Raw genomic sequence first — 23417 nt, forward strand, 5'->3', positions numbered from 1 at the left:
GGCCGGGTCATGAGCAAGGTGCGGGTAGGTATTATTTTTGGTGGCAGGTCGGCCGAGCACGAAGTCTCGTTGCAATCGGCGCGTAACATTGTTGACGCGCTGGACCGCTCCCGTTTCGAGCCGGTGTTGATCGGTATCGACAAGGCTGGCCACTGGCACCTCAACGACACATCGAACTTCCTGCTCAACCAGGAAAACCCGTCCCTGATCGCACTCAACCAGTCCAACCGCGAACTGGCGGTGGTGCCCGGCAAGGCCAACCAGCAGCTGGTGGAGACCTCGGGCACGGGCTTGCTGGAACATGTCGATGTGATTTTCCCCATCGTCCACGGCACTCTCGGCGAAGACGGTTGCCTGCAAGGTCTGTTGCGCATGGCGGACCTGCCTTTTGTCGGTTCCGACGTACTCGGCTCGGCGGTGTGCATGGACAAGGACATCAGCAAACGCCTGCTGCGCGATGCTGGTATCGCCGTTACCCCGTTCATCACCCTGACCCGCGGCAACGCGGCGCGTACTTCGTTTGAGGCTGCGGTGAACAAACTCGGCGTGCCGATGTTCGTCAAACCTGCCAACCAAGGTTCCTCCGTGGGCGTGAGTAAAGTCGGCGACAAAGCCGAATACCACGCGGCTGTCGAATTGGCCCTGGGTTTTGATGAAAAGGTGTTGGTTGAATCCGCCGTAAAAGGCCGTGAAATCGAGTGTGCCGTGCTCGGCAACGAAAACCCCATCGCCAGTGGTTGTGGCGAAATCGTGGTGAGCAGCGGTTTCTACTCCTACGACAGCAAATACATCGACGACCAGGCCGCCCAGGTGGTGGTGCCGGCCGACATCAGCCAGGAAGCCAGCGAGCGTATACGCGGGCTGGCCATCGAGGCGTTCGAGGTGCTGGGTTGCTCCGGTTTGGCACGGGTCGACGTGTTCCTCACCGACGACGGTGAAGTGCTGATCAACGAAATCAACTCACTGCCCGGCTTCACCCGCATCAGCATGTACCCCAAGCTGTGGCAGGCGGCGGGGATGAGCTACAGCGAACTGGTGAGCCGGCTGATCGAGCTGGCGTTGGAGCGGCACGCGGGGCGCAAGGGGTTGAAGATCAGTCGGTGATGCGAGCAATCCACGAATAAATCAGCGTCTTCACTTCCTCTGGATGATGCGTCCTTCGGCGGTAGCTGGCAAAGGTGGGGGAGGTGCAGTAAGTGCACACCTCACTCACCTCGATCTGCTCCCGCCGGATGCCGGCGGCTTGCAGCAACATCACCCCATAACCACTCAAATCAAACCACGCACTTCCCTCTTGCCGGGCGTAGGGTGGTGTGATCTCAGGCGGCAGCAACGGCGCTGGTTGAGCGGTGCTCCACGGCGCCTGCCCGGTTGACCACACGTGCCCTTGGTCAGCCTGAAACTGCGCCACAAACCCTCCGCTTACCTCATAGCAGCACGGTTTGATCGACGGCCCGATCGCCACCCGCAACTGGTCGACCGCAATCCCTTCATCGGTAAAGCGCTTGATGGCATTGGCGATGATCCCGCTTTGCAGGCCCTTCCATCCTCCATGCACCGCAGCGACCTTTTCGCCGCCCTGCGAGGCAATGAGAAGGGGCAGGCAGTCGGCGGTAATCACCGCAATGGGATGATGCTCACCCGTGCACACCCCGTCCGCTTCAACGGTATTGGGCACCTGGTCGGCTTGCCACTCGATCACCGAAGGGCTATGCACCTGCTTGCAGATGAACACCTCTGCCGGGCGCAGCGGATCATTGATCGAACAAAAACCGTGGTCTACGCCAGGGATGGCGCCGAGATTATCTGCCTGCTGCACGAGCGCGTTCTCCGTTGATTGAATAGTCAGTCGCCAACCGCTACGCCTTCGCGCCGAGGGTCGGCGCCGCCGCTCAGCGACACTTTGCCCTGGGCATCCCGCGTGCGGACGATGGCCTGGATGCCGCTGGTCATATCGATCTCGCTCAGCGCATGGCCCTTGTCCTTGAGGACCTGTTTCAGCGCGGGGCTGAACAGACCGGTTTCCAGCTCGGTTGCGCCATTGCGGCTGCCAAAGTTAGGTAGGCTGATGGCGGCTTGCGGGTCGAGTTTCCAGTCGAGCATGGCCACCAGGGACTTGCTCACGTACTCGATGATTTGCGAGCCACCGGGTGAACCCACCGTGGCCAGTAATTCGCCGCTTTTGCGGTCGAACACTAGGGTCGGCGCCATGGCCGAACGCGGGCGTTTGCCGGGCTCGACGCGGTTGGCGACTGGCTGGCCGTTTTCCTCGGGAATAAACGAGAAGTCGGTCATCTGGTTGTTGAGCAAGAAGCCCTGCACCATCACATGTGAGCCGAATGCCGCTTCCACCGTGGTGGTCATCGACACAGCGCCGCCCTGGTCATCCACCGCCACCACTTGTGATGTGGAAATGCGCAGCGGCGAGCGATCCGGCGCGTAGGCCACCTGGATACCTGCAGGTACACCCGGCTTGGCGATGCCCATACTGCGTTCGCCGATCAAGGCCGCACGCTTGGCCAGGTAGTTCGGTGCGACCAGACCCGCCACGGGCACTGGAACGAAGTCCGCGTCGGCGACATAGAGCGCGCGATCGGCAAACGCCAGGCGCCCGGCTTCGGCCAGCAGGTGCACGGCTTCGGGCGCGGGCTCAAGGCCAGCAGGCGACGAGCTTTTCACCGGTTGCATGGCTGCGATGGCCAGGGCGGGATCGCGTGCTTCCAGCGCCTGCAAGGTGCCGAGGATTTGCGCGATGGCGACTCCGCCCGATGACGGCGGTGGCATACCGCAGACTTTCCACTGTTTGTAATCGGTGCACAGCGGCTTGCGCTCTTTGGCGGCGTAGCCCTTGAGGTCCGCCAGGGACAGGCTGCCTGCGTTGCGATGGCCCTGCACCTTGCGTGCGATCTCATCGGCAATCGGCCCTTGGTACAGTGCATCCGGCCCTTCCTTGGCGATGCGTTTGAATACGTTGGCCAGTGCGGGGTTTTTCAACAGCGTACCGGTGGCTTTTGGTGAGCCATCGGCGTTCAGGAAGTACGCTGCCATGTCCGGCGATTGCGCGATGTAGCGGTCGGCTGCGATCAGGCTGTGCAGGCGTGGAGAAATGGCGAAGCCCTGTTCCGCCAACCGGATCGCCGGCTCGAACAGCTCGGCCCATTGCAGGTGACCGGTCTTCTTGTGTGCCATCTCAAGAGCACGCAATACCCCAGGCGTGCCGACCGACCGTCCGCCAATCTGCGCGTCTGGAAACGCCATCGGCTTACCATCGGTCTTCAGGAATAACCGCTCCGTCGCCCCGGCTGGCGCTGTTTCGCGGCCGTCATAGGCGTGCACGGTGTTTGCGTCCCACAGCATGATGAACGCGCCACCGCCGATGCCGGATGACTGCGGCTCCACCAGGGTCAACACCGCCTGCATCGCAATCGCCGCATCGATAGCCGAACCGCCTTTGCGCAGCATCTCTCGCCCGGCCTCGGCCGCGAGCGGGTTGGCGGCGGCCGCCATATGACGCTCAGCCTGTTGGGTGGTGAGGTCGGTGCGATAGCCTGAGCCCAGCTCTGGCGCCGGTGGCTGTTCGTTGACAGAGGTATTGCATGCAGCCAGTGCAAGGGCTGCGGCAATCACTGACAGTTGGCGGCGGGAAATCGAAAACACGCGCTGAACTCCGTTCATTTTGAGAATGATCTGTTGTCCTTGGGGTACTGCTTCTTACAGATAAATCGTGCCTTCCAGGTAGGGCACGGCATGCGTGCAAGGGTGGAGCCGGACACTAACAGTGGGGCGGGCGAGCGTCAAAATACAGATGGGCGGTTTTTTCCTGCGAATGCAGTCGCCGTTGTGAAAAAGCCTGATGGCCAGCAGTTTCGCCTGGCTGGCCAGCGACTGTTTCGCTTTGAACCTCTCTCACTTTCCTGGGGGCCCGATGCGGATAATCGAGCCTTTAGCCGCCTAGGCCTGAGCCATGAAGGGCAACTGTTGAAGACACCTTCGAGTTTCGAAGACAGAGACGCACGCCAGCAATTGCACAGTGTGCCCTTGAGTGACGCAAACGACCTTCGCCCGCAGTGGAACCTCAGCGACGTGTTGGTCAAGGGCATTGAATCTTGAATATGGGCTTGACCCCGATAAGCCATTGCGGATGAACCTGAACGACACACTGGGTAGTCTGCCGAGCCCTGATCTGACGATTGACCTGGGAGACCTGCGCGTGAGGATGCAAGGCCGTTCAGCGAGTTGAAGTTGTTGCTGCTCGTCCCGGGATGGGTCAGCGCTGCTTTGACATCAGCATATCGGCTGGCCTCACGGAGTGTACTCCACCCTTCGATGGTGTCTGAGTGCTCGTGGGGGGGGCGAGCGTTTCGACCGCATCGATGAGATCAAAGAAGAACAGTGCCCCGAACGAATCCCGTCGCAACGGCAGATACTCGGCCAGCGTGATTGCCGTTCCTGTGTCCCGCATCTTTACCAGCAGGCTGGGTCGTTCAGGCGGCGCGGCTGTATTCCTGCGATGCGGATCATGCTCGGAAGTAAATGTTCTTGGGTGTCAGGTATTTCGGAGGGGACATGGGAAACCCCGCACAACTGAAGGGGAAACGGTGTTTCAGCGCTCGCGGTTAACCCCATTGCAGTCGGGTCATGAGCGTATCTGGGTTGATGTTTGGGGGAGGGCATTCAGGAGGCAGCGCTGTCAGCGCTAGGGTCTTTTGAAACGGTAGAAACAAGAAAGCCCGCACTAGGCGGGCTTCTTGAGGTGATTCATAGACTGCTGTAGACATCTATGGATCGGTACTTGGTGGCTACACAGGGACTTGAACCCCGGACCCCAGCATTATGAATGCTATGCTCTAACCAACTGAGCTATGTAGCCAAGTGGCGCGCATTATTCGCGTAGAACGGGAATGCGTCAAGTATTTATTTTGAATTTTTATCTACGCTTTCAACTGTTTAAGCGAAATCAGCGGATCTGGCGACGAGTGGATCACTCTTCGCCCTGCCGAATGCCCCGCAAAACTTGATCGCGTTGAGCAGATATCCCTGCCGCTCAACGCGTGCAATGACGCTAGGGATGTTTCGGGTTGTGCGTGGCCCGCTTAAGCTGTTCGCGTGCTCGTGACAGGCGTGAACGCACGGTGCCGATAGGAATGTCCAGCGCGTCGGCTGTGTCCTGATAGCTGCCGTCGGTTTCCAGTGAGGCGTACAGCGTCTTGCGCATTTCCATTGGCAGATGGTCGATAGCGCTCAGGGTTTTTTCCAGGCGACGGTTTACCTCGAACTCCCAATCCAGATTGTGGTTGTCTTCCTGGCCATGCCAGAGCGACTCATCAAACTCGCAATGCACGGGCTTGGCGTACAAGCGCCTGAAGTGATTGCGGATCAGGTTTTGCGCGATACCACACATCCACGTGCTGAGCGTGGCATTGCCGCTGAAACGCTCTCGGTTGCGCCAGGCTTCCAGATACGTCAACTGCAGAAGATCATCTGCATCCTCCGGGTTGAGTACGCGCTTGTGAATGAAGCGCCGAAGTTTTTTTTGCTGGTCGTCTGTCAGGTGAAGCATGAATTGAGGCGAGCTGCCCACGAGGTGCGCTAAAGCTTCAATAGGGATATTCATGATTGTTTCCTTGGTGTAGACGCAGTCGAAAAGGTGTCGACGGGAACCCCTTTTGCACTGGCTATGCCAAGACAGTTTTTTATGTAACCAGCTGATTTATAAAGATAAATATCTTGAAATGGTGTGATTTTGCGCAGGACCTTGCATAGAGCCGTTGAGGTGCGTGCAAGTCTTTTCAAATTTTTCGTGACATTCGACTTGATGGAACCGTTTGAGCTGGCCTTGCCACACAGGGAAACACTCTTCCTGTTCAGGTCTGTCCATGAAAGTCGAATCTTCCCCGGATGTGCAAACGGTCCAGCAGTTGGATAAACCTGCTGTCAGCCAGACATCCACGTCGGCGCCAGTTCCTGGCTTGGATGAGCTCGCTCACCTGTTCAGCCTGGAAGTACAGAACAACAGCCAGCCCTTGAGTCAGCGGAAGATGAGCGTGCGCGTGCCTCCGGCCGAACAGCTTGCGCAGATTTATGATCAGTTGGGGCACCCTGCCCAGGCGACCCTTGCGAGCCTTTCGCGCCGCATCCGCTTGCAATTGCTGCAGCATCCCCATGTCGACAAATTGCTGGAGCTGGCTGGCGGGGACCCCGCGCGTGCATTCGTGGTACTCAAATATGTGGCAACCCAGGCAGACGCTGAAGTGCGCCCATCGGAAGCAGCGTTGGCCCGTGATGCCATCGCCAAGTTGGAGGTCCGCTTCAAAGGGCAGATCCAGGCAGGCCTGAACATTGCCTTGGCGCTGCAGGCGGGCAGTGCCGATCCACAGGAGCGCCAGGCGTTGCGTGCGCTCTACTACGCCAGTGTGGTCACACGCCAATCGTTGGCGACGATGATGCAGGCGCTGTTGGGGGTGTATGGCGGCGAACGGCTTGCCGACGGGCTCAATATGATGCGCAAGGCTCTGGTGGATGACATCGCGGCCAAGGTGTCCTCACTCCCTACGCCGCTGTTGCGTTCCCTCTTGCAAGGCCTGCAAAGCTGCGGACAGTTGAGCGGCGTGTTGTCCGGTTGCAATGCCCTGCTCCAACGCCTGGGTATCGATCATGATGCAGTGAGCCTGTTGCAACGCCTGCTGGGTTACGCAGGCGCAGGTATCGCTGCTGCTGAAATCTTGCGGCTTGGAAGCGACTTGTCAGGTAGTTCGAACGTCCAGCAATTGCTGGCCCTCAATGCGCTTTATCCCCTGGTCCAGCAATTGCCTCTGGCGATATGGCTCGACGGTCGAGTACGCGAAGAAACCCTGCGTGGCTTCCTGACGGTGATGGGGGAGCTGGATCGGATGACGCGTGGCCTAGCGCGTTCTCCGGGTAAGCTGGGGATCATGGCGTGACTGCACTTTCGGCCATCAACGGCTTTTTGCTTAAGGTCGCGCAACGCGCAGAAGTACTGGGCGCCGTGGTGGTGATGGCCATCGTCTTCATCTTTATCGTGCCGCTGCCCACCTGGCTGGTGGACATCCTGATCGCGCTCAACATCTGCATCTCATGCCTGTTGATCGTGCTGGCGCTATACCTTCCGGGCCCCCTGGCGTTTTCATCGTTTCCGTCAATTCTTCTGCTGACCACCATGTTCCGCCTGTCTCTGTCGATTGCCACGACGCGCTTGATTTTGCTGGAGCAGGACGCCGGTCATATCGTCGAGGCCTTTGGTAATTTTGTGGTTGGCGGTAACCTCGCCGTGGGGATGGTGATCTTCCTGATCCTGACCCTGGTCAACTTTCTGGTGATCACCAAGGGTTCGGAGCGGGTGGCCGAAGTGGCGGCGCGTTTCAGCCTGGACGCGATGCCCGGCAAGCAGATGTCCATCGACAGCGACTTGCGGGCCGGCTTGATTGACGGCATGCAAGCGCGGGACAAACGGGAGCAGTTGTCCCGTGAGAGCCAGTTGTTCGGCGCCATGGATGGCGCGATGAAGTTCGTCAAAGGTGATGCGGTCGCGGGCTTGATCATTGTTGTGGTGAACTTGCTAGGTGGTTTTTCCACCGGCATGTTTCAGCACGGCTTGAGCGCTTCCGAGTCCATTACGTTGTACTCGGTATTGACCATCGGCGACGGCCTGATCGCACAGATCCCGGCGCTGCTGATCTCCCTCACCGCCGGCATGATCATCACCCGTGTGGCGCCGGACGGACGCAAGGGCGCCAGCAACATGGGCGCCGAAATTGCCCGGCAAATGACCAGCGAACCCAAGAGTTGGATGATCGCCTCGGTGGGAATGCTCGCCTTTGCGGCGGTGCCCGGCATGCCCACGTTGGTGTTTATCCTGATCGCACTGGTAACCGGCAGCCTGGGGTACTACCTGATGCGCCAGCGTCAACGGCTGGAGCAACCCGAAGCTGAAACCGCTGAAGCGGTGCGCCCCGAAGAGAACGGCCGTGAGGACTTGCGTGGGTTTGATCCGTCGAGACCCTACCTGTTGCAATTCTCCCCGGTGTTACGGGGCACGCCTGAGGTGGCTGATCTTGTTCACTCGATTCGCCAGGCCCGAAATGCAATGGTCGCCAATATCGGCCTGACGCTGCCTCCTTTCGAAGTGGAGCTCGATGATTCGCTCGCCGACGACGAAATGCGCTTCTGTGTCCACGAAGTACCGATGGTCAAGGCATCGGTTGTCAGCCATGTGGCGGTTGAGCGTAAAGCGCTGACGGTCGAGCCTGCGCACGCCATTCCGGGGCTGGCAGAGCGCGATGAACAGGATTGGCTCTGGTTGGCGCCGGATGATCCGCTGCTGGATGATCCGCAGTTGGAGCGCTTCACCTCAGCGAGCCTGATCGTCGAGCGGATGAAGCAGGCAATGATGCTCAGCGGGCCGCAGTTCCTGGGGATCCAGGAGAGCAAGTCGATCCTCAGTTGGCTGGAGCACAACCAACCGGAACTGGTCCAGGAGCTGCAGCGGATCATGCCGCTGTCGCGGTTTTCGGCGGTACTGCAACGCCTGGCCAGCGAGGGGGTGCCGTTGCGCGCCGTACGGCTGATCGTCGAGTCGCTGATCGAGTACGGCCAGCATGAACGTGAGCCAGACGCGCTGGCCGACTACGCGCGCATTGCGCTCAAGGCGCAGATTTACCACCAGTGCAGCGAAGCCGACGGCCTGCATGCCTGGCTGCTGTCGCCTCAGACTGAAAACATCCTGCGTGAGGCGCTGCGCCAGACCCAGACCGGGGTGTTCTTCGCCCTTGATGACGAACACAGCGCAGCGTTGGTTAGCCTGCTCAATCAAGCCTTTCCCGTACGGCCCAAACTCAAGAGCGTGATGCTGGTCGCACAGGACTTGCGCAGCCCGCTGCGCGCGCTGTTGCTGGAAGAATTCAACCACGTGCCGGTGCTGTCTTTCGCTGAGCTGGGTAGCGCCTCAAAGGTCAAGGTGCTGGGGCGCTTCGACTTGGGCCAGGACGAATTGATGCGCGGTACGGCGGCATGAAGACTTGGCTATGTCCATCCCGGAGGGCTCGCTGATGTTCGAATTGCGAGTGCTTGATGGGCGACATCAGGGGGCTGCGCTGCCCTTGTTCGGGGAGCAGTGGAGCATCGGTGCCCACGCCGATGCTGACTTGGTGCTGAACGATCCTGGCATCGCTGAACAGCATGCCCGGCTGCGGCTCATGGACTCGAACTGGTCGGTGCAGGCTGAGGCCGGGTTATTGCAGGATGCTGATGGTCAGGTGCTGGCACAGATTGCGCACCTGGCGCTGAACGTCACGTTTTCGGTGGCGAACGTGCGGCTGTGCGTCACCTTGGCCGATGAACCTTGGCCCCAGTCTCCAGCCCCCGCACCGGCCGTGTCGACACGGGCCAGTGAGCCGGTGCCGGTGCCGGTGCCCGTGCCGGTGCTCAAGCTATCGGCGATCTCGCACGCTCAGCAGAAGCGTCTGATCACGCTGGTGCTGGTGGTGACGGTGATCTTCATTGTGGTGGGCATGGCGTCCACCGGGAAGCCTGAAGCCCAGGCATCCCTGATGCTGCCTGTGGTGAAAAAGCACGAGTTGGCCTCGCCGTTCGAGGTCCGCCAGCAGCTGTTGAAGATGCTCGGCGAACGTGAATTGAGCCAGCGCGTCAGTTTGCAGGTGATCAATGGGCAGGTCGCGCTCAGTGGGGATGTCTCGCAGGATGAGGTTGAATTGGTCGCGCGCATGCTCAGCCGTTTTGGCGAGCAGTTCGATAGCGCGGTACCGGTAATCAGCCGCGTGCGCGCGCGCGATGGAGTGTTGCCATTCAAGATCGTGCAGATCGTGGGCGGGCCCAATGGCCACGTGGTCCTGGAGGAGGGCAGCCGACTGTTTATCGGGGATGAAGTGGATGGCCTGCGCCTGGTGCTGATTGATAACAGCAAGGTGATATTCGATGGCGTACAGCGCTATGAGGTGCGCTGGTGAGTGAGCAATTGCAAGCACGCCTGGAGGCCTGGCAGCAGCGTCAAGTCCAGTCGCTGGCCACCTTCGCGCCGGTGACGATGCGGGGGCGCATCCAGCGCGTCAATGGCATGTTACTGCAGTGTCGGCTGCCCCAAGCGCGTATCGGTGACTTGTGCCGGGTCGAGAAAAAGCCGGGCGACTACATGCTGGCCGAGATCATCGGTTTTGATCAGCAGGACGCGGTGCTAAGCGCCTTGGGCAACCTGGAAGGTGTGCAGGTGGGCGCGGGCGTCGAGCGCCTTGGCGTCTCGCATCGGGTGCAGGTCAGCGAGGCATTATTGGGTCAAGTGCTGGATGGTTTTGGGCGGCCGATCACGGGAGAAGGCCCCGGTGCGTTTGTCGAGGCTGATTTGTCGGACACCAGTGCGGTGTTGTGCGAGGCACCGCTGCCCACTGAGCGCCCGCGCATCAACCGTGCGCTGGCCACCGGCGTGCGGTCGATCGACGGCCTGCTGACGCTGGGTGAAGGTCAGCGCGTGGGCCTGTTCGCCGGAGCAGGTTGCGGCAAGACCACCCTGTTGGCCGAGATCGCCCGTAACGTGGAGTGCGATGTCATCGTGTTCGGCCTGATCGGCGAGCGGGGCAGGGAATTGCGCGAGTTCCTTGATCATGAGCTCGATGAGCAACTGCGTTCCAAGGCCGTACTGGTGTGCGCCACATCCGACCGATCCAGCATGGAGCGAGCCCGAGCGGCCTTCACGGCGACGGCGCTGGCTGAAGGTTATCGGCGCAAGGGGCTGCGCGTGTTGCTGCTGATTGACTCCCTGACTCGGTTCGCCAGGGCCCAGCGCGAAATCGGCCTTGCCGCCGGCGAACCCCTTGGCCGCGGCGGTCTGCCGCCTTCGGTATATAGCCTGCTACCGCGTCTTGTGGAGCGCGCCGGGTTGACCCGTGAAGGTGTGATCACGGCGATCTACACCGTGCTGATCGAGCAGGACTCCATGAACGATCCGGTGGCTGATGAAGTCCGCTCGCTACTCGACGGTCACATCGTACTGTCTCGTAAGTTGGCTGAGCGTGGTCACTATCCCGCAGTGGATGTGTTGGCGAGTCTGTCGCGGATTTTGAGCAACGTCGCCGAGCCTGCGGACATCCGGGCGGGTACGGCGTTGCGACGCTTGTTGTCGGCGTATCAGCAGATCGAACTGATGCTCAAGCTGGGGGAGTACCAGCCCGGTAGCGATGCCTTGACCGATCTGGCCGTGGACAGTCGCCAGGCTGTGGACAATTTCTTGCGCCAGGACTTGCGTGAGCCTGCGCCGATGGCTGTGACGCTGGAACAACTCAAGGAGCTGACCGCCTATGTCCCATTCTGAAGGGCTGCTTGGCGAAGTCGAGACGCTGCGACGCCTGCGACGGCACCGGGCAGACCGGGCCGAGCGTGCCTTGCGTGAGGCTAAGCGGGCCCAGCAGGCCCTGCTTGCCAATATCCGTCAGGCTGAGGATGCGCTTGAGCAGACCCGATGCGAGGAAGCCGAGCGAAGCGCCCAGTTGCTCAGCCAACACCAGGGGCAGGTATTGAACATGCAGGCGCTGAAGTCCTGGAGCGCACAGGAGCGCTCGTTGTCTGCCACGACTCGCCGGGGCATGGGGCAATTGGAAGCCTTGCAGGGCCAGCAAGAAGAAAAACAGATCAGCGTCGGCAGAGCCCAGAAGCAGGTCACCGCCTGCCTGCGTCAGGTGGAAAAACTTCAGGAGTTATCTCTTTTACTGGCGCAGGAGCCGACATGACCCAGGTTTCAGATAAACCCGCCGAGCGTCCCCGACCGCGTGACGCGCGAGAAGAGCGAGAACCGGGAATGGCAGGTGTTGTACCCACGGAGCTGACGCGATTGTTTTCCCAGTTGTGGGCTGATGACGGTGACGGTTCTGGTGCCGGGACTCGGCTGTCGGGAACCAAGGCGTTGGGCGGTGCTGCGATGATCGAGGCGCTGGCCGAGCAATTGGCACCTCGTATGCAGGCCGCTTTGCAGTGGCCGCTTCAGGCGGTGCTGTACCTGCCTCGCCTGGGGCGCATCAACGCCAGTGTGCGCCGTGAACAGAGCGCCTGGAGCATCGAGCTTGAAGCGCAAGAGGATGAGACGGCGCGCTGGCTCAATGGCGTGAGGCAACAGGTTGAGGGTCGATTAACGCAAACGTTGGGGCAGACGGTCAGCCTGCGGCTTCCCACTGTCGGGTCGGGGTGATGATTCCAGCGGTGCCGTTACCTCGGGTCAGTGGCGATGTGGTTGCTGCGCGTCGTCGTCTCGGACGCGGCTTGCGCCTGCCGTTCGACGTCGCGGGGCAGCGTGGAGAGCTGTCGCTCGAACCGGGTCGTGCACCTACCGGGGGCCAATCATTGAGCTTCGAAACGGCACGCGGAGTGCTGGCATTGGCCGAGGCGGGCCCCCTGCTCAGTCTGCTGGGCGAATGTCCGGTGACCTTGGCCAAGGCGGGCAACGATCCTGACTCCTGGTTCTGGGCGTTGTTCCAGCACCACCTAAGCCCGCAGGTACAAGCGCTGCTGGGTTATGTGCGACTGCTGGAGGTCGATCGCCCCAAGGGGTTTGGTTGCCGACTCAGCGTGACGCTGGGGGCATCCCGGGCGATGGGCTACCTGTGGCTGACGGCAGTGAACTTCCTCGCGTTGTGTGACGCCGGAGCGTGGCGCAGCAATGCCGCGCCGTTGCCAGCGTCGTTTCAACTGGCAATTGCCGTGATCCTTGGGCACCTGCAATTGCCGATTGCACAAGCGCGCAGCCTGCGCGTTGGTGATGTGCTGATATTGGAACAAAGTTTTTTCCAGGCCCAGGGCGCTGGCCATGTACAGGTTGGCAGGCAGCGGCTGCATGGGCGCATTGACGATGACACAGGCGTGTTGCGTCTGACACTGACTTCAATTGAGGGCACATCCGTGGATGAAGAATTTACCCCTCCCCACTACTCGGGGTATGACGAAGATGAGCCGGTATTGGACGTATTCGGCAATGAGCCCTTTGATGAGTTGAGCATGGCACTGAACATACGCTGCGGAACGCTGAACCTCACTCTGGGCGAGTTGCGCAGCCTCGCGCCCGGCGCCGTATTGGGCGTCTCCGGTTACGCTCCCGGTATGGCTGGCCTCTATTACGGTGACCGGCCGATCGGCCTGGGGCAGTTGGTAGAGATCGACGGGCGCCTGGGCTTGCAGCTGTCCCGTGTGATGTTCGGCGGATGATACTTCAAGGGCTGGACCCCTTAGTTCTCGCGGTGTTTCTTGCGGCATTGTCATTGATGCCCATGCTGTTGATCGTCTGCACAGCGTTCTTGAAAATTGTGATTGTGTTGATGATCACCCGTAACGCCATAGGCGTGCAGCAGGTGCCGCCCAGCATGGCCATCAATGGCATCGCGTTGGCTGCCACGCTGTTTATCATGGCGCCGGTAGGATATGAAATCGCGGAGAGTATCAAGGTTTCACCCCTTGACTTGAGCAGCGTGCAAACGCTTCTGCAGACGGGAAATGAGGCCATCAAACCCCTACGTGCCTTCATGCTCCGCAACATTGACCCGGATGTACTGACACACCTGTTGGAGAATTCCAAGCGCTTATGGCCTGCGCAGATGGCTCAGGAGGTACAGCGCGAAGACCTCATCCTGCTGATTCCGGCGTTCGTTTTATCGCAGTTGCAGGCGGGGTTTGAGATCGGCTTTCTGATTTACATTCCCTTCATCGTCATCGACTTGATTGTCTCCAACTTGTTGTTGGCGCTGGGCATGCAAATGGTTTCGCCGATGACCATTTCCCTGCCGCTCAAGCTGTTGTTGTTCGTGATGGTGTCTGGTTGGTCGCGGTTGCTCGACAGTCTTTTCCTCTCCTATCTCTGAGTGCCCTATGGAACCTATCGTGCTGTTCAAGCAGGGCATGCTGCTGGTGGTGCTGCTGACGGCGCCGCCGTTGATCGTGGCAGTAGTGGTGGGGGTGCTGACGTCCCTGGTGCAAGCGTTGATGCAGATACAGGACCAGACACTGCCCTTTGGTATCAAGTTGGTGGCGGTGGGCGTCACGCTGATCATGACGGGCCGTTGGATTGGTGTGGAGTTGATCCAATTGATCAACCTGACCTTTGAAATGATCGGCCGCTCGGCCCTGAACTGAGGTCCTGCTCATGTTGGTCTATCTCGAATACCTACCCAGCCTGGTGATCGGCATGGCACGCATCTACCCCTGCGGCATCCTGGTGGCGGCGTTCTGCTTTCAACACATACGCGGTATGCCGCGGCACACGCTGGTGATGGTCATGGCGTTGATGCCCGCGCCGGGTATTCATGCCGCATTGGCGGGCTTGGATTACTCCGCGCTAATGCTGGCTGCGTTGGTACTCAAGGAGGTGGCACTGGGTATCTTGCTGGGGGGGCTTCTGGCAATGCCGTTCTGGATGTTCGAGTCAGTGGGGGCACTGTTGGACAACCAGCGCGGTGCCTTGGCGGGCGGGCAACTCAACCCTTCACTGGGGCCGGATGCGACACCAATCGGGCACTTGTTCAAGCAATTGGCGATTTTCCTGCTGATAACCAGTCTCGGGTTGGGTACGTTGACCCAAGTGATCTGGGACAGTTACCTGATCTGGCCGCCCACCCTGTGGTTTCCGCTCCCTGCGGCGAATGGCAGCGATGTGTTCGTCGACCTGCTTGGCGATACCTTCACCCACATGCTGCTCTATGCCGCGCCCTTTATTGCGGTGTTGCTGTTGCTGGAGTTCGGCATCGCACTGTTGGGGGTCTACAGCCAGCAGTTACAAGTGAGTACCCTGGCGCCACCGGTCAAGAGCCTGGCGGGCATTGGCATTCTGCTGTTGTACTTTGCGCTGTTGGAGGATCTGATCGTTGGGCGCATGAGCCTGCTGGGCGATCTTAAACATTCATTGGGCGTTTTGTTCAAGGTCGCGGTGCCATGAGTGATTCCGGCGAAAAAAAGCACCCGGCGTCCGCCAAGAAACTGCGGGACCAACGCAAGAAAGGCCAGGTCGCCCAGAGCCAGGATGTCGCAAAACTGCTGGCGTTGACGGCGATCAGTGAAATCGCCTTGTTCACCGCCGAAACCAGTCTGCAACGCTTTCAGCAATTGATGCTGTTGCCGATGTCACGTCTGAATCAGCCTTTCACGCGCGCACTGGAAGAGGTGCTGTTCGACGGGCTGGGGGTGTTCTTCTCCTTCGCCCTGTTGATGGTCGGGGTTGCGATTACTACCAAGCTGATCAGCAGTTGGATGCAGTTCGGGCTGCTGTTTGCGCCGGAAGCCCTGAAGATGGATTTCAATCGTCTCAACCCCGTGAGCCAGGTCAAGCAGATGTTTTCTGCGCAGCAGTTGATGAACCTGTTGATGAGCGTGGCGAAAGCATTCCTTATCGGTTTGATTCTGTATGTGGTGATTTGGCCCTCGATCAGCACGCTGATCAACCTGGCCACCAGTGACCTGCAAAGCTACATCGTGGCGTTGATCGCGCTGTTCCGTCATCTGTTGCATGTGTGCCTTGGCGTGCTGCTAGTGCTTGCGCTTGTCGACTTGATCCTGTCCAGGCACTTTTTTGCCAAGCGCATGCGCATGACTCAAGTGGAGGTCGTCAAAGAGTACAAGGACATGGAGGGTGACCCTCATGTGAAGGGGCAGCGCCGTTCGTTGGCGTACCAGTTGGCCCAGGAGGAACCGAAGGTCAAGCTGCCCAAGCTGGAGGAGTCCGACATGTTGGTGGTCAATCCAACGCACTTTGCTGTCGCGCTGTATTACCGACCGGGTAAGACACCGCTGCCGATGTTAGTGAGCAAAGGCACGGACGATGAAGCCCGCACATTGATCCGCCGTGCCAAGGCGGCCGACGTACCGGTGATCCAGTGTGTATGGCTGGCGCGCACGCTTTACACGAAAAAACTGGGCGCCAGCATCCCTCGTGAAACCTTGCAGGCCGTGGCGCTGATTTACCGGACCTTGCGCGAGCTCGACGATGAGGCCAAGCGCGAAACCCTGGAACTGCCCGAGCTTGAGCGGCGTTGATCACCTGTCCAAGGCTTGCAGCGTGGCCAGCGACAGCATTCGGCTGAGGATCCTGTCGAGCGTGCTGGCGGCTGCCGGCAGTGCATGCCAGATCACCAGCGCGTTCTGGGCGTCGAGGTAAATAAAGCAGCCATCGAACGCCAACGCTTGCTCAATGCGTCGCTCCAGCACGCGCTGCAATTGCCCGGCCTGCAACGCTTCGCGAGCGACGTGCAGGGCAAGTCCCGGGCAATTTCCAGCGTTCAATGCGCCTACCTTGATACCGGGCGCGAGGGACAGGTGAGCGGCAGTGCCGCTCACCAGGTCGTCCAGGAATGCCTGGCGTCGATCGTCGGGCATACCTGGAAGCTTCACCGTTCCAGCGACACTGTCTGGTAATCCGCCCGCTCGCCGGCGGGCCCAGGTTCGACGCGCATCTGCGGCGGCCACCAGATCACCATCTTGTCCTGGGTAGATTGTGGGCGTGAGCATGAATCACCTTTGCAGGTGGGTGTACAACCGGCGAGGTGCAGGACTGCGAAAATCAGGGTGACGTACAACAAGCTGTGTTTCATGGCGTGGCCTTCCGGGCTGGAGTGATCAAGGAGGGGCGGGGCACACTGAGGTGTTCGTCCTTCACCACCGGACGCATGGCGATAAACACCTCGGCTTCTTCGCCTGGCTTGAGCCAGGCGCGCGGCCACACGGTGACCGCCAGGGTCTGCGAGTTGCTGCACTCTTTTTCGTCGATACGTACGTTGCGCTTGAACTGGTTGCGCAACACCACGACCGCCACGTTGTAATGCGGGCCTGCGTACCACTGGCTGCGGTCGGTATTGAGCGCCAGCAAGTCACGGGCGCTGCACACGCTGTTCAGTCCCAGAGGCATCGGCGCCGAGTTGAACGCTTTGGGCACTTCCCCGCTGACCATACGTGCCAGGGTGCTGATGATGTCACTGCGCTTGATCACCGGTTCGTGCGGTGAAATCCGCCTGGCCAGCGGTGTGAGGGCGGCTTGCAACTCGGCCTGGTCGGCCTGCGGCAAATAGCGAGACGGGTCGTCCTGGTCGCCGATAACGCGGGGTGTGAGGATAAACAGGCGTTCACGTCGATTGTTCTGGCGCTCCGTCGAGGAAAACAGCGCCTTGCCCAGCAGCGGAATATCTCCCAGCAGGGGAATCTTTCTTTGTTTGTCTGTGCTTTCGGTGACATGGAAACCGCCGACCACCAGCGAGCGCTTTTCCGCCATCACGGCTTGTGTACTGACCTTGCCCCGGCGTACATCAAGGTGGTTGGGGTCAGGGTTGGTCGCGTCGAAATTGCCATCTTCAATGTCCACTGCCAAATGGATCTGGTGATCGCCGCGGCTGGTGGTGACCCTGGGCACGACTTGAAAGCTGGTGCCCACGGTGACGGGTAAAATGGTTGCGTTTTCGCTGCCGGGAGTGAGGTATTGGGTGCGGTTGAAATCGATCACCGCCGGTTGGTTTTCCAGGGTCAGCACCGATGGGTTCGACACCATGGTTGCCAGTCCCTTCTCTTCCAGCGCGCGGATATCGGCGTAGAAACGATCGCGGTTTTCAATCGACAACTGCGACGATGTGCCGGGTGCCATGTTGACGCCGCCCCGGAAGCGGCTGTTCTGGAAACCCCAGTTCACCCCGAATTCGCGCAATTGCGTACGCTCTATATCGAGAATGATCGCGTCGATTTCGATCAACTTTCGCGCAACGTCGAGTTGGGTGATCAGCTCGCGGTACATCGCCTGGCGTTCCGGCAGGTCATAGATGAGCACGGCGTTATTGCGCACATCGGCTTCGACGCGGATCCGGCTGGCGGGTACCGGTGCTCGCGGCGTCAATGCGGGTGCTGCGTCCACTGGCCCGGTGTTGCCCTGTGTACCGAACATTTGGCCCAGCAGCGGGTTGCCCAGTCGCGGCACATTGGGCGTGAGAGGCGCGGGTTGGGATGATGGGCGTGGGTTCAGCCCCGTGAGCGTAGAGGCAGAGCGTGGTTCCAGCAGCCCGCGTAAAATGCTGGCGACACCGGGAATGTTGAGTTTTTCTCCGCGGTAATCCACCTGGCGGTCCGTTGCATTGGCAAACTTCAACGGGTAACTCAACACGCTCTGTTTTTCATCCGGTGAGCGGCGCTGGCTGCTGAACTGCTTGATCTGTTCGATATAGCGCTTGGGGCCGGAGACGAGTACGACCCCGTCTTCGGGCAACTCTCCCCAACCGAAACGGCTATCGAGCAGTCCGATATCGGTCAACGCCTGCTTGAGGTCGGAAATCGTCTCTGATGAGACCTCCAGGCGTGCTGACTCCTGCTGATCCAGCGTGCTGATGTAAAGCTTGTTGTTGTAGAGGTACCACTGGAAACGGTGTTCGACACCTAGTCTGTCCAGTAGTGACTGTGGGGTGTTCGCGCGGATCTTGCCGTTGACGTCCCCCTCCAGCAGGCCCTCGATGTGCAATTGCGTGCCGAAGGTCTGGGCGAAGTCTTCGAGGACTTCCCGTAGTGGTTTGTGTTCGGCCTCATAGGCATAGGCGGTGTTTTTCCATTCCGGGGGAATGGCGGCCAGGACGCTTTGCGCAGGTATCAGCAACCAGGGGAGTGTGAGCAGGCAACGCCAGGTGGCAAGCCTTGACGATGTTCCGGGCAAGGCAATAGGCATGCGGTTATAGCTCTGGGTCTTGTTGTACATAGAGTTCTCTGGTTAATACGACAGCGAACGTAACGAAGTAGGTTTGGATTGATGAGCCGGCAGGGCAAGGCGCGCGACCGTCGAGCGCCACGTGTCGCGTTGGTTGAGCAGGGCTTCGAGGCTGTTGAGCAACGATGTCTCGTGCGGGTCGGTGCGCAGGCATTGGACCAACCAGAGCGCGCCACTGTCAGGCGCTTGGGCAAGCGAGCCTTGAAAGTGATTCAGGCTGACCGCACCCAGTCGCAGCCAACAGTGCAACGGTGCGTGATCCGGCCGACAGGACGTCAGTTGAACGCAGATCAACACGGCGTCGCCGTGACGTTTTAGGATGATTTCATCGTTGTTCTCGAGGACGAGCATCTGTTCTGAGTCGCCGCCCAACCAGTCAATAAGTTGATCTTCCAACTTATGGCACACCGTCCAGTGCGGTTTTGAACAGCATGTGGTTGACCCGGCTGTGCTCGTTGAACGCCCAATCGGAGTGATGCCTTTTAAACATGCTCTCGTAAAACATCAGCATGTCCTCTGAGGTCTCCGCAGGGGACTGTTCGATGGTTTTATAACGCAGGGTGTCAGCCTTAACTTGGCCCAGAAGCTCACGTTTGAAGCCGTTATAGAAGTCCATGATTCTCTCCTGATAGACCTCACCTCTGTGGTCAGTGCTGGCTATTCAGTTCCAAGTTGATTGCGCCAGGCCAGCCAGTGGAGCCCGATCACCTTCTTTGGAAAACGGGGCAAGCATGGAGGCCCAATTGATGTGAAAGTCGCCTTCGTCGGTTTTCAGAACGAGGGTTTGAGTGCTGATGGTGTCGTCTGGCTGAAGTCTCCAACGCGCGGCGTCATGGCGGCTGAGGCAATGTTTGAGTGCCTCGATTTCCCGTGGATGACACAACAGGAGCGCATTCACCTCCGGTACCTGGCTTGCCAGCAATTGCTTGAGCAGCGCTGCCAGGCGTTGTGGCTGCGGCGTCTCGTCAAGCAGGTGCCTGATCGCCTGGTTGACGACCCCTGTGATGTACCGCTCCAGGTTGTCGCACAATGCTTTTTGCTCGTTTTCCCATCGATGCAGCTGTGCGTTGGCGCGTTGCCAGAACGCCTGGCCCGCCTGCTCCAAAAGCGCCTCGCGGCTGAGTTGTGCGCGGTTGAGCAACGCGTCAGCCTGAGCCTTGGCGCGGGTTAACAGGTGTTCGGCTTGGGTGCAGTCAGCGAGCACCTCTCTGGGAATCAGCCCGTGCGACAGGCTATGGGCGTCGGGCGGCAGTGTGATTTTGCGTCGGCAGAGCATCGTCAGTTGTCCATTGCGTGGGGCGCAGGCACCACGCGAGTGCTGGTGCGTGTTGTCATGCGCCACACCACGGCTTGCCACAGGGTATCCAGGCGACTCGCATCGCCGACGTATGGGCGGTGGCTTCTTTCCAGTTCGAGCACACGCGCAAAGCAAAAGCGCAATCGGAGGCGTTGCCAGACGGGAGGCTCAACCCATGCACGCAGCAGTTGCAAAGGATCGTCTGCAGGTAACAGTGTTTGCGGGGGCAAGGCCTTGGCAATTCGCTTGCACCATAGGTGATGATCCTCCTGCAAGGCGGTGGTGGTTTGCGGCCTACAAATGCTGTCAATCAGGTCGAGCACGAAATCGAGTTCCGAGACCGACGCCAAGGCCAGCTTGAGCAGCGTGGGGTGAGGAGCAGGGGGCAGGCCTGGGGTAATCCCTTCGACGGTACAGTTCACTGGGGCGTCGATAAGGCGCAGCGCGTTGATTACTGGGTCGCCGAGGGTATGCCAGTCATCGTGCGCCGACCTCCAAGGACGCGCCCACCATTGCGCCCAGCTCAGGTGTTCACTCACGGGTGGGTCGCTTGCGAATTATTGGAGTAGCCGGCCGCAGCTTGGATTGCCCGCTGTCGCCGGTTGCGCAGGAAGAGTAACGCGGCCGTCGTCATCACGATGGCAACCAACGTAAGGGTCATGCTGGCGCGCCAAAAACCGAGGTCATCTGCGGGTATCAAGAACGGCCCGAAATACGTCAGCTGCCGTTGCTCTTGATAGACGATTGAAGGCACGAAGACCACCGTGAGCTTTTGCGGGTTATCCACCGCCGTGGACATTCCCGGGATGCTGCTGGCAACCATTCGGCGAACCCGAGAACGGATATTATCGGGGTCTAGCCGCGGATCATGCTTGATGAAAACCGAAGCAGAGGCCGGTTGCACCGGTTCTCCTGGCGCGATGCGCTCTGGAAGCACCACATGCACCCGGGCGACGATGACACCGTCAATGTTCGACAAGGTCGCCTCAAGTTCCTGGGACAGGGCATAGATGTACCGAGCCCGCTCCTCCAGTGGTGTTGAAATGACGCCGTCCTTGCGAAACGTATCGCCCAATGTGGTACGTGCGACCTTGGGCAATCCGACCGCCTCCAACGTACGCACGGCACGACCGATGTCGATGGCATTGACGACCACGACAACACCGTCTTTAGCAGGCACTTTTTGTGCGCGGATATGTTTGTCAGCCAATTCGGCAATGACCTCGTTGGCTTCCTGTTCGGATAATTGGCGGTGGAGTTCGACGCGCTCACTGCAACCGTTCAGCATGAAGGCGAGCCATAAAAGCAGCAGAGCGGGGAGGAGGGACTTCATGCCCAGCTACTGCAAATTGCTGATTTTATCGAGGCCTTGGGCGGTTTTCCCGACACTCTTGACCAGGATGTGAGTCAGCAGCAAGGTGTTGGAAAGGTGGCTAGGGTAGTCCCGCATTGCACGCTCGTTATTTTTTTTACTGAGGGCGCGCAAACTTTTGCCCATGCGTTCTGTTGAGTGGGCGAGCGCGTCTGACGCGTCTGCCAGCAGGCTGCTCCGTTCAGCCCGATGCGTGGTGGCAGCCAGGGGGGTTGGCTGTGCCAGGGCTGAGGTGAAGAGATGGATATCGGCAGGCGGTGCGGGTGAATATTCAACTGATCTGTGTGCGCTGCCAGTGTCGTCATGCTCTGCGGAAAAAACGGTTTTGATTTGCATGCCAGACCTTTTGCATCAAGGGCTCAGGAGGGCGAAGCTGGGTCAGCGTCGCCGGTGTAGAAAACTTCCCCGACTGATTGCCTCGGGGAAGCTGGCCATTCTTAGCGGTAGGTATCAGCAACACTCTTCAAGCCGGTTTGCCACCTAGCTTCTCGAGCCAACTCTGCGATCTTTTTGTTGTCTTCTTTAGACCCTTCGGTGGTTTGTTCCAAACTCGGTGCGCCTGAGCCATAACCATTGCCAACCGGATAAGGGTTATAGCCAGTGTTGGAGGGTATCGTCATTGGGTGTTCTCCAGAGATGCCTGCAATAAAGATAGTGGGTTTACCAGTTTGATTCATAATATTTGAATCGCTGCTGGCACTAACTATGTGGCCGTTGATGTGGATGGCGTTCCTGAAGTTTTTCGTGCAAATGTTTCGAATTATTAGTTGATTGCCTGGGGGTTAATCCAACGAAATATGAAGTTGTTTCATTCGGTAGTAAAGCGTGCGTTTGGCCACGCCTAACTCGACTGCCACACGGTCCACATTGTGTTCGTGCCGCTGCAGAGACTCTTCAATCAGCGTCTTTTCAATCTGTTGAAGGCGGCCCTTGAGGCCTATCTCGACCCCTTCATCCGGCATGGCCGGCCCACACAGCGGTGGCAGTCCCAGTACGCAGCGCTTGGCGGCCGAGCGCAATTCACGCACGTTACCCAGCCAGGAATAGCCAAGCAGTTGCAGCAGCAGCGTGCAGGGTGGTGAAGGTGGTGGGCGTTTGAATCGCTCGGCCTCCTGCCTGAGCATGCTCAAGAATAAAGGGATAATGCGTTCACGGCGCTCACGCAGTGGCGCGAGCTGGATGGTGACCACATTCAGCCGGAAATAAAGATCGCGCCTGAACGCTCCTCGCTCGACCATTTTATGCAGCAGCTGCTGGGCAGACGCTATAACGCGCATATCCACCGGAATGAAGCGGGTTGAACCCAAGCGCTCAACGCCACGAGCCTCCAGTACTCGCAGCAGCTTGGCCTGGAGCGAGAGCGGCAAGCTGTCGATTTCATCCAGGTACAAGGTGCCCAGGTGCGCGGCTTCGATAAAGCCTGCCCGTGATTGCACGGCGCCGGTGTACGCGCCGCTGTTGACTCCAAACAGTTGACTCTCCGCCAGGGTCTCCGGAATGGCTGCGCAATTGACCGCGACCAGGTTGCCCCGTCGCCCTGATAGCCGATGAATGCGTTGTGCCAAGGTATCTTTGCCGGTGCCGGTTTCTCCCAGCAACAGGATGTCAACGTTGAGGGGGGCAGTGCTGCTCAAGACATGTTCAATGTCAGCGTCTTCAATGAGTGAAGTGCTTGTTTCGTTTTCCATGTGGTCAAGCGCCGACATCGGATGATTACTCCATACTCGCTCTTGCTTCACTGTCGAAAAGACAACGTGCAGGCTCTGCACAATAGGGCGAATTTTATAACAGTTATCACCGGTCCTTAGGGTGATTAGTTGCCGAAGTCATGTGGGATAAGTTTGATAGTTTTCGGGCGCTGAACGTATTAAGTAGAGCGGTGCAGGGGAGAGTAGGCAGAGTCTGAAAACTGTTGATATTTAGACTAATCTGTTGTGTCAGAGTATTCGTAAAGTCGTCGCCCACAAAAAAGCCGATGCAGTGCATCGGCTTTTTATATTCGGCGTAAACCGCGAGTAGCG

Annotated in this window: 27 protein-coding genes and 1 tRNA gene; 13 read left to right on the forward strand and 15 right to left on the reverse strand. The window is 59.2% G+C overall.

Going from position 1 to position 23417, the window contains the following annotated elements:
- The first annotated feature begins 9 nt into the window (after positions 1-9).
- Positions 10-1104: a D-alanine--D-alanine ligase gene (ddlA, locus tag RB216_RS03415; protein ID WP_028618708.1), complete on the forward strand. Its 1095-nt coding sequence runs from the start codon at positions 10-12 to the stop codon at positions 1102-1104.
- Here ddlA and pgeF read toward each other — a convergent pair.
- Both pgeF and ggt read right to left on the reverse strand, forming a co-directional pair.
- Positions 1094-1819, reverse strand: coding sequence for a peptidoglycan editing factor PgeF (gene pgeF / locus RB216_RS03420; RefSeq protein WP_308908317.1), 726 nt, complete (start codon positions 1817-1819; stop codon positions 1094-1096). The genes ddlA and pgeF overlap by 11 nt on opposite strands.
- A gap of 26 nt (positions 1820-1845) precedes the next feature.
- Positions 1846-3675: a gamma-glutamyltransferase gene (ggt, locus tag RB216_RS03425; protein ID WP_308908318.1), complete on the reverse strand. Its 1830-nt coding sequence runs from the start codon at positions 3673-3675 to the stop codon at positions 1846-1848.
- 72 nt (positions 3676-3747) lie between these two features.
- On the opposite strand from ggt, the gene RB216_RS03430 reads away from it, so the two are divergent.
- Entirely contained in the window at positions 3748-4110 is a 363-nt protein-coding gene (locus RB216_RS03430; RefSeq protein ID WP_308908319.1) for a hypothetical protein, read from the forward strand.
- A 683-nt stretch (positions 4111-4793) separates the two neighbouring features.
- On the opposite strand, the gene RB216_RS03435 is transcribed toward RB216_RS03430, so the two are convergent.
- A tRNA-Met gene (locus tag RB216_RS03435) sits at positions 4794-4870 on the reverse strand.
- A 192-nt stretch (positions 4871-5062) separates the two neighbouring features.
- Positions 5063-5614 carry an RNA polymerase sigma factor gene (locus RB216_RS03440; RefSeq protein WP_028618724.1) on the reverse strand — a complete coding sequence of 184 codons (552 nt, stop codon included), beginning with the start codon at positions 5612-5614 and terminating at the stop codon, positions 5063-5065.
- A gap of 262 nt (positions 5615-5876) precedes the next feature.
- Between RB216_RS03440 and sctW the strand changes: the two genes are divergently transcribed.
- The 11 genes from sctW to sctU are packed head-to-tail and all read left to right on the forward strand — an operon-like array spanning position 5877 to position 16032.
- The gene (gene sctW / locus RB216_RS03445; protein WP_308908320.1) at positions 5877-6941 is read left to right on the forward strand and encodes a type III secretion system gatekeeper subunit SctW; all 1065 of its coding nucleotides are present in this window, start codon (positions 5877-5879) and stop codon (positions 6939-6941) included.
- Complete coding sequence (sctV, locus tag RB216_RS03450) at positions 6938-9031, forward strand: type III secretion system export apparatus subunit SctV (protein ID WP_028618726.1); 2094 nt, start codon at positions 6938-6940, stop codon at positions 9029-9031. Before sctW ends, sctV begins: the two co-directional genes overlap by 4 nt.
- A gap of 34 nt (positions 9032-9065) precedes the next feature.
- Positions 9066-9983 (forward strand): FHA domain-containing protein, encoded by a 918-nt coding sequence (locus RB216_RS03455; protein ID WP_308908871.1) that lies wholly within the window; start codon positions 9066-9068, stop codon positions 9981-9983.
- The gene (locus tag RB216_RS03460) at positions 9980-11338 is read left to right on the forward strand and encodes a FliI/YscN family ATPase (RefSeq protein ID WP_028618728.1); all 1359 of its coding nucleotides are present in this window, start codon (positions 9980-9982) and stop codon (positions 11336-11338) included. The genes RB216_RS03455 and RB216_RS03460 overlap by 4 nt, the downstream gene beginning before the upstream one ends.
- The gene (sctO, locus tag RB216_RS03465; RefSeq protein ID WP_308908322.1) at positions 11325-11753 is read left to right on the forward strand and encodes a type III secretion system stalk subunit SctO; all 429 of its coding nucleotides are present in this window, start codon (positions 11325-11327) and stop codon (positions 11751-11753) included. Before RB216_RS03460 ends, sctO begins: the two co-directional genes overlap by 14 nt.
- Entirely contained in the window at positions 11750-12208 is a 459-nt protein-coding gene (locus RB216_RS03470) for a type III secretion system HrpP C-terminal domain-containing protein (protein WP_236318231.1), read from the forward strand. Before sctO ends, RB216_RS03470 begins: the two co-directional genes overlap by 4 nt.
- The gene (locus RB216_RS03475; protein ID WP_372514753.1) at positions 12208-13218 is read left to right on the forward strand and encodes a FliM/FliN family flagellar motor switch protein; all 1011 of its coding nucleotides are present in this window, start codon (positions 12208-12210) and stop codon (positions 13216-13218) included. Before RB216_RS03470 ends, RB216_RS03475 begins: the two co-directional genes overlap by 1 nt.
- Positions 13215-13868 (forward strand): type III secretion system export apparatus subunit SctR, encoded by a 654-nt coding sequence (gene sctR, locus RB216_RS03480; RefSeq protein ID WP_028618732.1) that lies wholly within the window; start codon positions 13215-13217, stop codon positions 13866-13868. The genes RB216_RS03475 and sctR overlap by 4 nt, the downstream gene beginning before the upstream one ends.
- A gap of 7 nt (positions 13869-13875) precedes the next feature.
- Positions 13876-14139 (forward strand): type III secretion system export apparatus subunit SctS, encoded by a 264-nt coding sequence (gene sctS / locus RB216_RS03485; RefSeq protein WP_028618733.1) that lies wholly within the window; start codon positions 13876-13878, stop codon positions 14137-14139.
- A 10-nt stretch (positions 14140-14149) separates the two neighbouring features.
- Positions 14150-14938, forward strand: a complete 789-nt coding sequence (sctT, locus tag RB216_RS03490) for a type III secretion system export apparatus subunit SctT (RefSeq protein WP_308908323.1) — start codon at positions 14150-14152, stop codon at positions 14936-14938.
- Positions 14935-16032: a type III secretion system export apparatus subunit SctU gene (gene sctU, locus RB216_RS03495; RefSeq protein ID WP_028618735.1), complete on the forward strand. Its 1098-nt coding sequence runs from the start codon at positions 14935-14937 to the stop codon at positions 16030-16032. The genes sctT and sctU overlap by 4 nt, the downstream gene beginning before the upstream one ends.
- On the opposite strand, the gene RB216_RS03500 is transcribed toward sctU, so the two are convergent.
- The 11 genes from RB216_RS03500 to RB216_RS03550 form a co-directional block, all read right to left on the reverse strand.
- Complete coding sequence (locus RB216_RS03500) at positions 16033-16371, reverse strand: transcriptional regulator (protein ID WP_308908324.1); 339 nt, start codon at positions 16369-16371, stop codon at positions 16033-16035.
- Between the two features lie 11 nt (positions 16372-16382).
- Entirely contained in the window at positions 16383-16586 is a 204-nt protein-coding gene (gene hrpT, locus RB216_RS03505; RefSeq protein WP_122685993.1) for an HrpT family type III secretion system protein, read from the reverse strand.
- A complete protein-coding gene (gene sctC / locus RB216_RS03510; protein WP_372514794.1) occupies positions 16583-18688 on the reverse strand; it encodes a type III secretion system outer membrane ring subunit SctC in 2106 nt (701 codons plus the stop codon). The genes hrpT and sctC overlap by 4 nt, the downstream gene beginning before the upstream one ends.
- Positions 18689-18730: 42 nt before the next feature.
- Positions 18731-19123: a type III secretion protein gene (locus RB216_RS03515; protein WP_068932677.1), complete on the reverse strand. Its 393-nt coding sequence runs from the start codon at positions 19121-19123 to the stop codon at positions 18731-18733.
- A 1-nt stretch (position 19124) separates the two neighbouring features.
- Positions 19125-19343 (reverse strand): hypothetical protein, encoded by a 219-nt coding sequence (locus RB216_RS03520; RefSeq protein WP_028618740.1) that lies wholly within the window; start codon positions 19341-19343, stop codon positions 19125-19127.
- A 45-nt stretch (positions 19344-19388) separates the two neighbouring features.
- Entirely contained in the window at positions 19389-20069 is a 681-nt protein-coding gene (gene sctL, locus RB216_RS03525) for a type III secretion system stator protein SctL (RefSeq protein ID WP_308908326.1), read from the reverse strand.
- The gene (locus RB216_RS03530; protein WP_028618742.1) at positions 20006-20563 is read right to left on the reverse strand and encodes a hypothetical protein; all 558 of its coding nucleotides are present in this window, start codon (positions 20561-20563) and stop codon (positions 20006-20008) included. The genes sctL and RB216_RS03530 overlap by 64 nt, the downstream gene beginning before the upstream one ends.
- Entirely contained in the window at positions 20560-21357 is a 798-nt protein-coding gene (gene sctJ, locus RB216_RS03535) for a type III secretion system inner membrane ring lipoprotein SctJ (protein ID WP_028618743.1), read from the reverse strand. Before sctJ ends, RB216_RS03530 begins: the two co-directional genes overlap by 4 nt.
- A 6-nt stretch (positions 21358-21363) precedes the next feature.
- Complete coding sequence (locus RB216_RS03540) at positions 21364-21732, reverse strand: hypothetical protein (protein ID WP_231980874.1); 369 nt, start codon at positions 21730-21732, stop codon at positions 21364-21366.
- A gap of 101 nt (positions 21733-21833) precedes the next feature.
- Positions 21834-22073, reverse strand: a complete 240-nt coding sequence (locus RB216_RS03545; RefSeq protein ID WP_134743006.1) for a hypothetical protein — start codon at positions 22071-22073, stop codon at positions 21834-21836.
- A gap of 105 nt (positions 22074-22178) precedes the next feature.
- Positions 22179-23102 (reverse strand): sigma-54-dependent Fis family transcriptional regulator, encoded by a 924-nt coding sequence (locus RB216_RS03550; protein WP_028618745.1) that lies wholly within the window; start codon positions 23100-23102, stop codon positions 22179-22181.
- Positions 23103-23417: the final 315 nt, after the last annotated feature.

The sequence above is a fragment of the Pseudomonas canadensis genome (genome assembly GCF_030980095.1).
Lineage (GTDB): Bacteria > Pseudomonadota > Gammaproteobacteria > Pseudomonadales > Pseudomonadaceae > Aquipseudomonas > Aquipseudomonas canadensis.

Coding starts and splice junctions, on each gene's coding strand:
- ddlA (WP_028618708.1), top strand. CDS start 10: ATGAGCAAGGTGCGGGTAGGTATTATTTTTGGTGGCAGGTCGGCCGAG.
- ggt (WP_308908318.1), bottom strand. CDS start 3,675: ATGAACGGAGTTCAGCGCGTGTTTTCGATTTCCCGCCGCCAACTGTCA.
- RB216_RS03430 (WP_308908319.1), top strand. CDS start 3,748: ATGCGTGCAAGGGTGGAGCCGGACACTAACAGTGGGGCGGGCGAGCGT.
- RB216_RS03440 (WP_028618724.1), bottom strand. CDS start 5,614: ATGAATATCCCTATTGAAGCTTTAGCGCACCTCGTGGGCAGCTCGCCT.
- sctW (WP_308908320.1), top strand. CDS start 5,877: ATGAAAGTCGAATCTTCCCCGGATGTGCAAACGGTCCAGCAGTTGGAT.
- RB216_RS03455 (WP_308908871.1), top strand. CDS start 9,066: ATGTTCGAATTGCGAGTGCTTGATGGGCGACATCAGGGGGCTGCGCTG.
- sctO (WP_308908322.1), top strand. CDS start 11,325: ATGTCCCATTCTGAAGGGCTGCTTGGCGAAGTCGAGACGCTGCGACGC.
- RB216_RS03470 (WP_236318231.1), top strand. CDS start 11,750: ATGACCCAGGTTTCAGATAAACCCGCCGAGCGTCCCCGACCGCGTGAC.
- RB216_RS03475 (WP_372514753.1), top strand. CDS start 12,208: ATGATTCCAGCGGTGCCGTTACCTCGGGTCAGTGGCGATGTGGTTGCT.
- sctR (WP_028618732.1), top strand. CDS start 13,215: ATGATACTTCAAGGGCTGGACCCCTTAGTTCTCGCGGTGTTTCTTGCG.
- sctS (WP_028618733.1), top strand. CDS start 13,876: ATGGAACCTATCGTGCTGTTCAAGCAGGGCATGCTGCTGGTGGTGCTG.
- sctT (WP_308908323.1), top strand. CDS start 14,150: ATGTTGGTCTATCTCGAATACCTACCCAGCCTGGTGATCGGCATGGCA.
- sctU (WP_028618735.1), top strand. CDS start 14,935: ATGAGTGATTCCGGCGAAAAAAAGCACCCGGCGTCCGCCAAGAAACTG.
- RB216_RS03500 (WP_308908324.1), bottom strand. CDS start 16,371: ATGCCCGACGATCGACGCCAGGCATTCCTGGACGACCTGGTGAGCGGC.
- hrpT (WP_122685993.1), bottom strand. CDS start 16,586: ATGAAACACAGCTTGTTGTACGTCACCCTGATTTTCGCAGTCCTGCAC.
- sctC (WP_372514794.1), bottom strand. CDS start 18,688: ATGCCTATTGCCTTGCCCGGAACATCGTCAAGGCTTGCCACCTGGCGT.
- RB216_RS03520 (WP_028618740.1), bottom strand. CDS start 19,343: ATGGACTTCTATAACGGCTTCAAACGTGAGCTTCTGGGCCAAGTTAAG.
- sctJ (WP_028618743.1), bottom strand. CDS start 21,357: ATGAAGTCCCTCCTCCCCGCTCTGCTGCTTTTATGGCTCGCCTTCATG.
- RB216_RS03540 (WP_231980874.1), bottom strand. CDS start 21,732: ATGCAAATCAAAACCGTTTTTTCCGCAGAGCATGACGACACTGGCAGC.
- RB216_RS03545 (WP_134743006.1), bottom strand. CDS start 22,073: ATGAATCAAACTGGTAAACCCACTATCTTTATTGCAGGCATCTCTGGA.
- RB216_RS03550 (WP_028618745.1), bottom strand. CDS start 23,102: ATGTCGGCGCTTGACCACATGGAAAACGAAACAAGCACTTCACTCATT.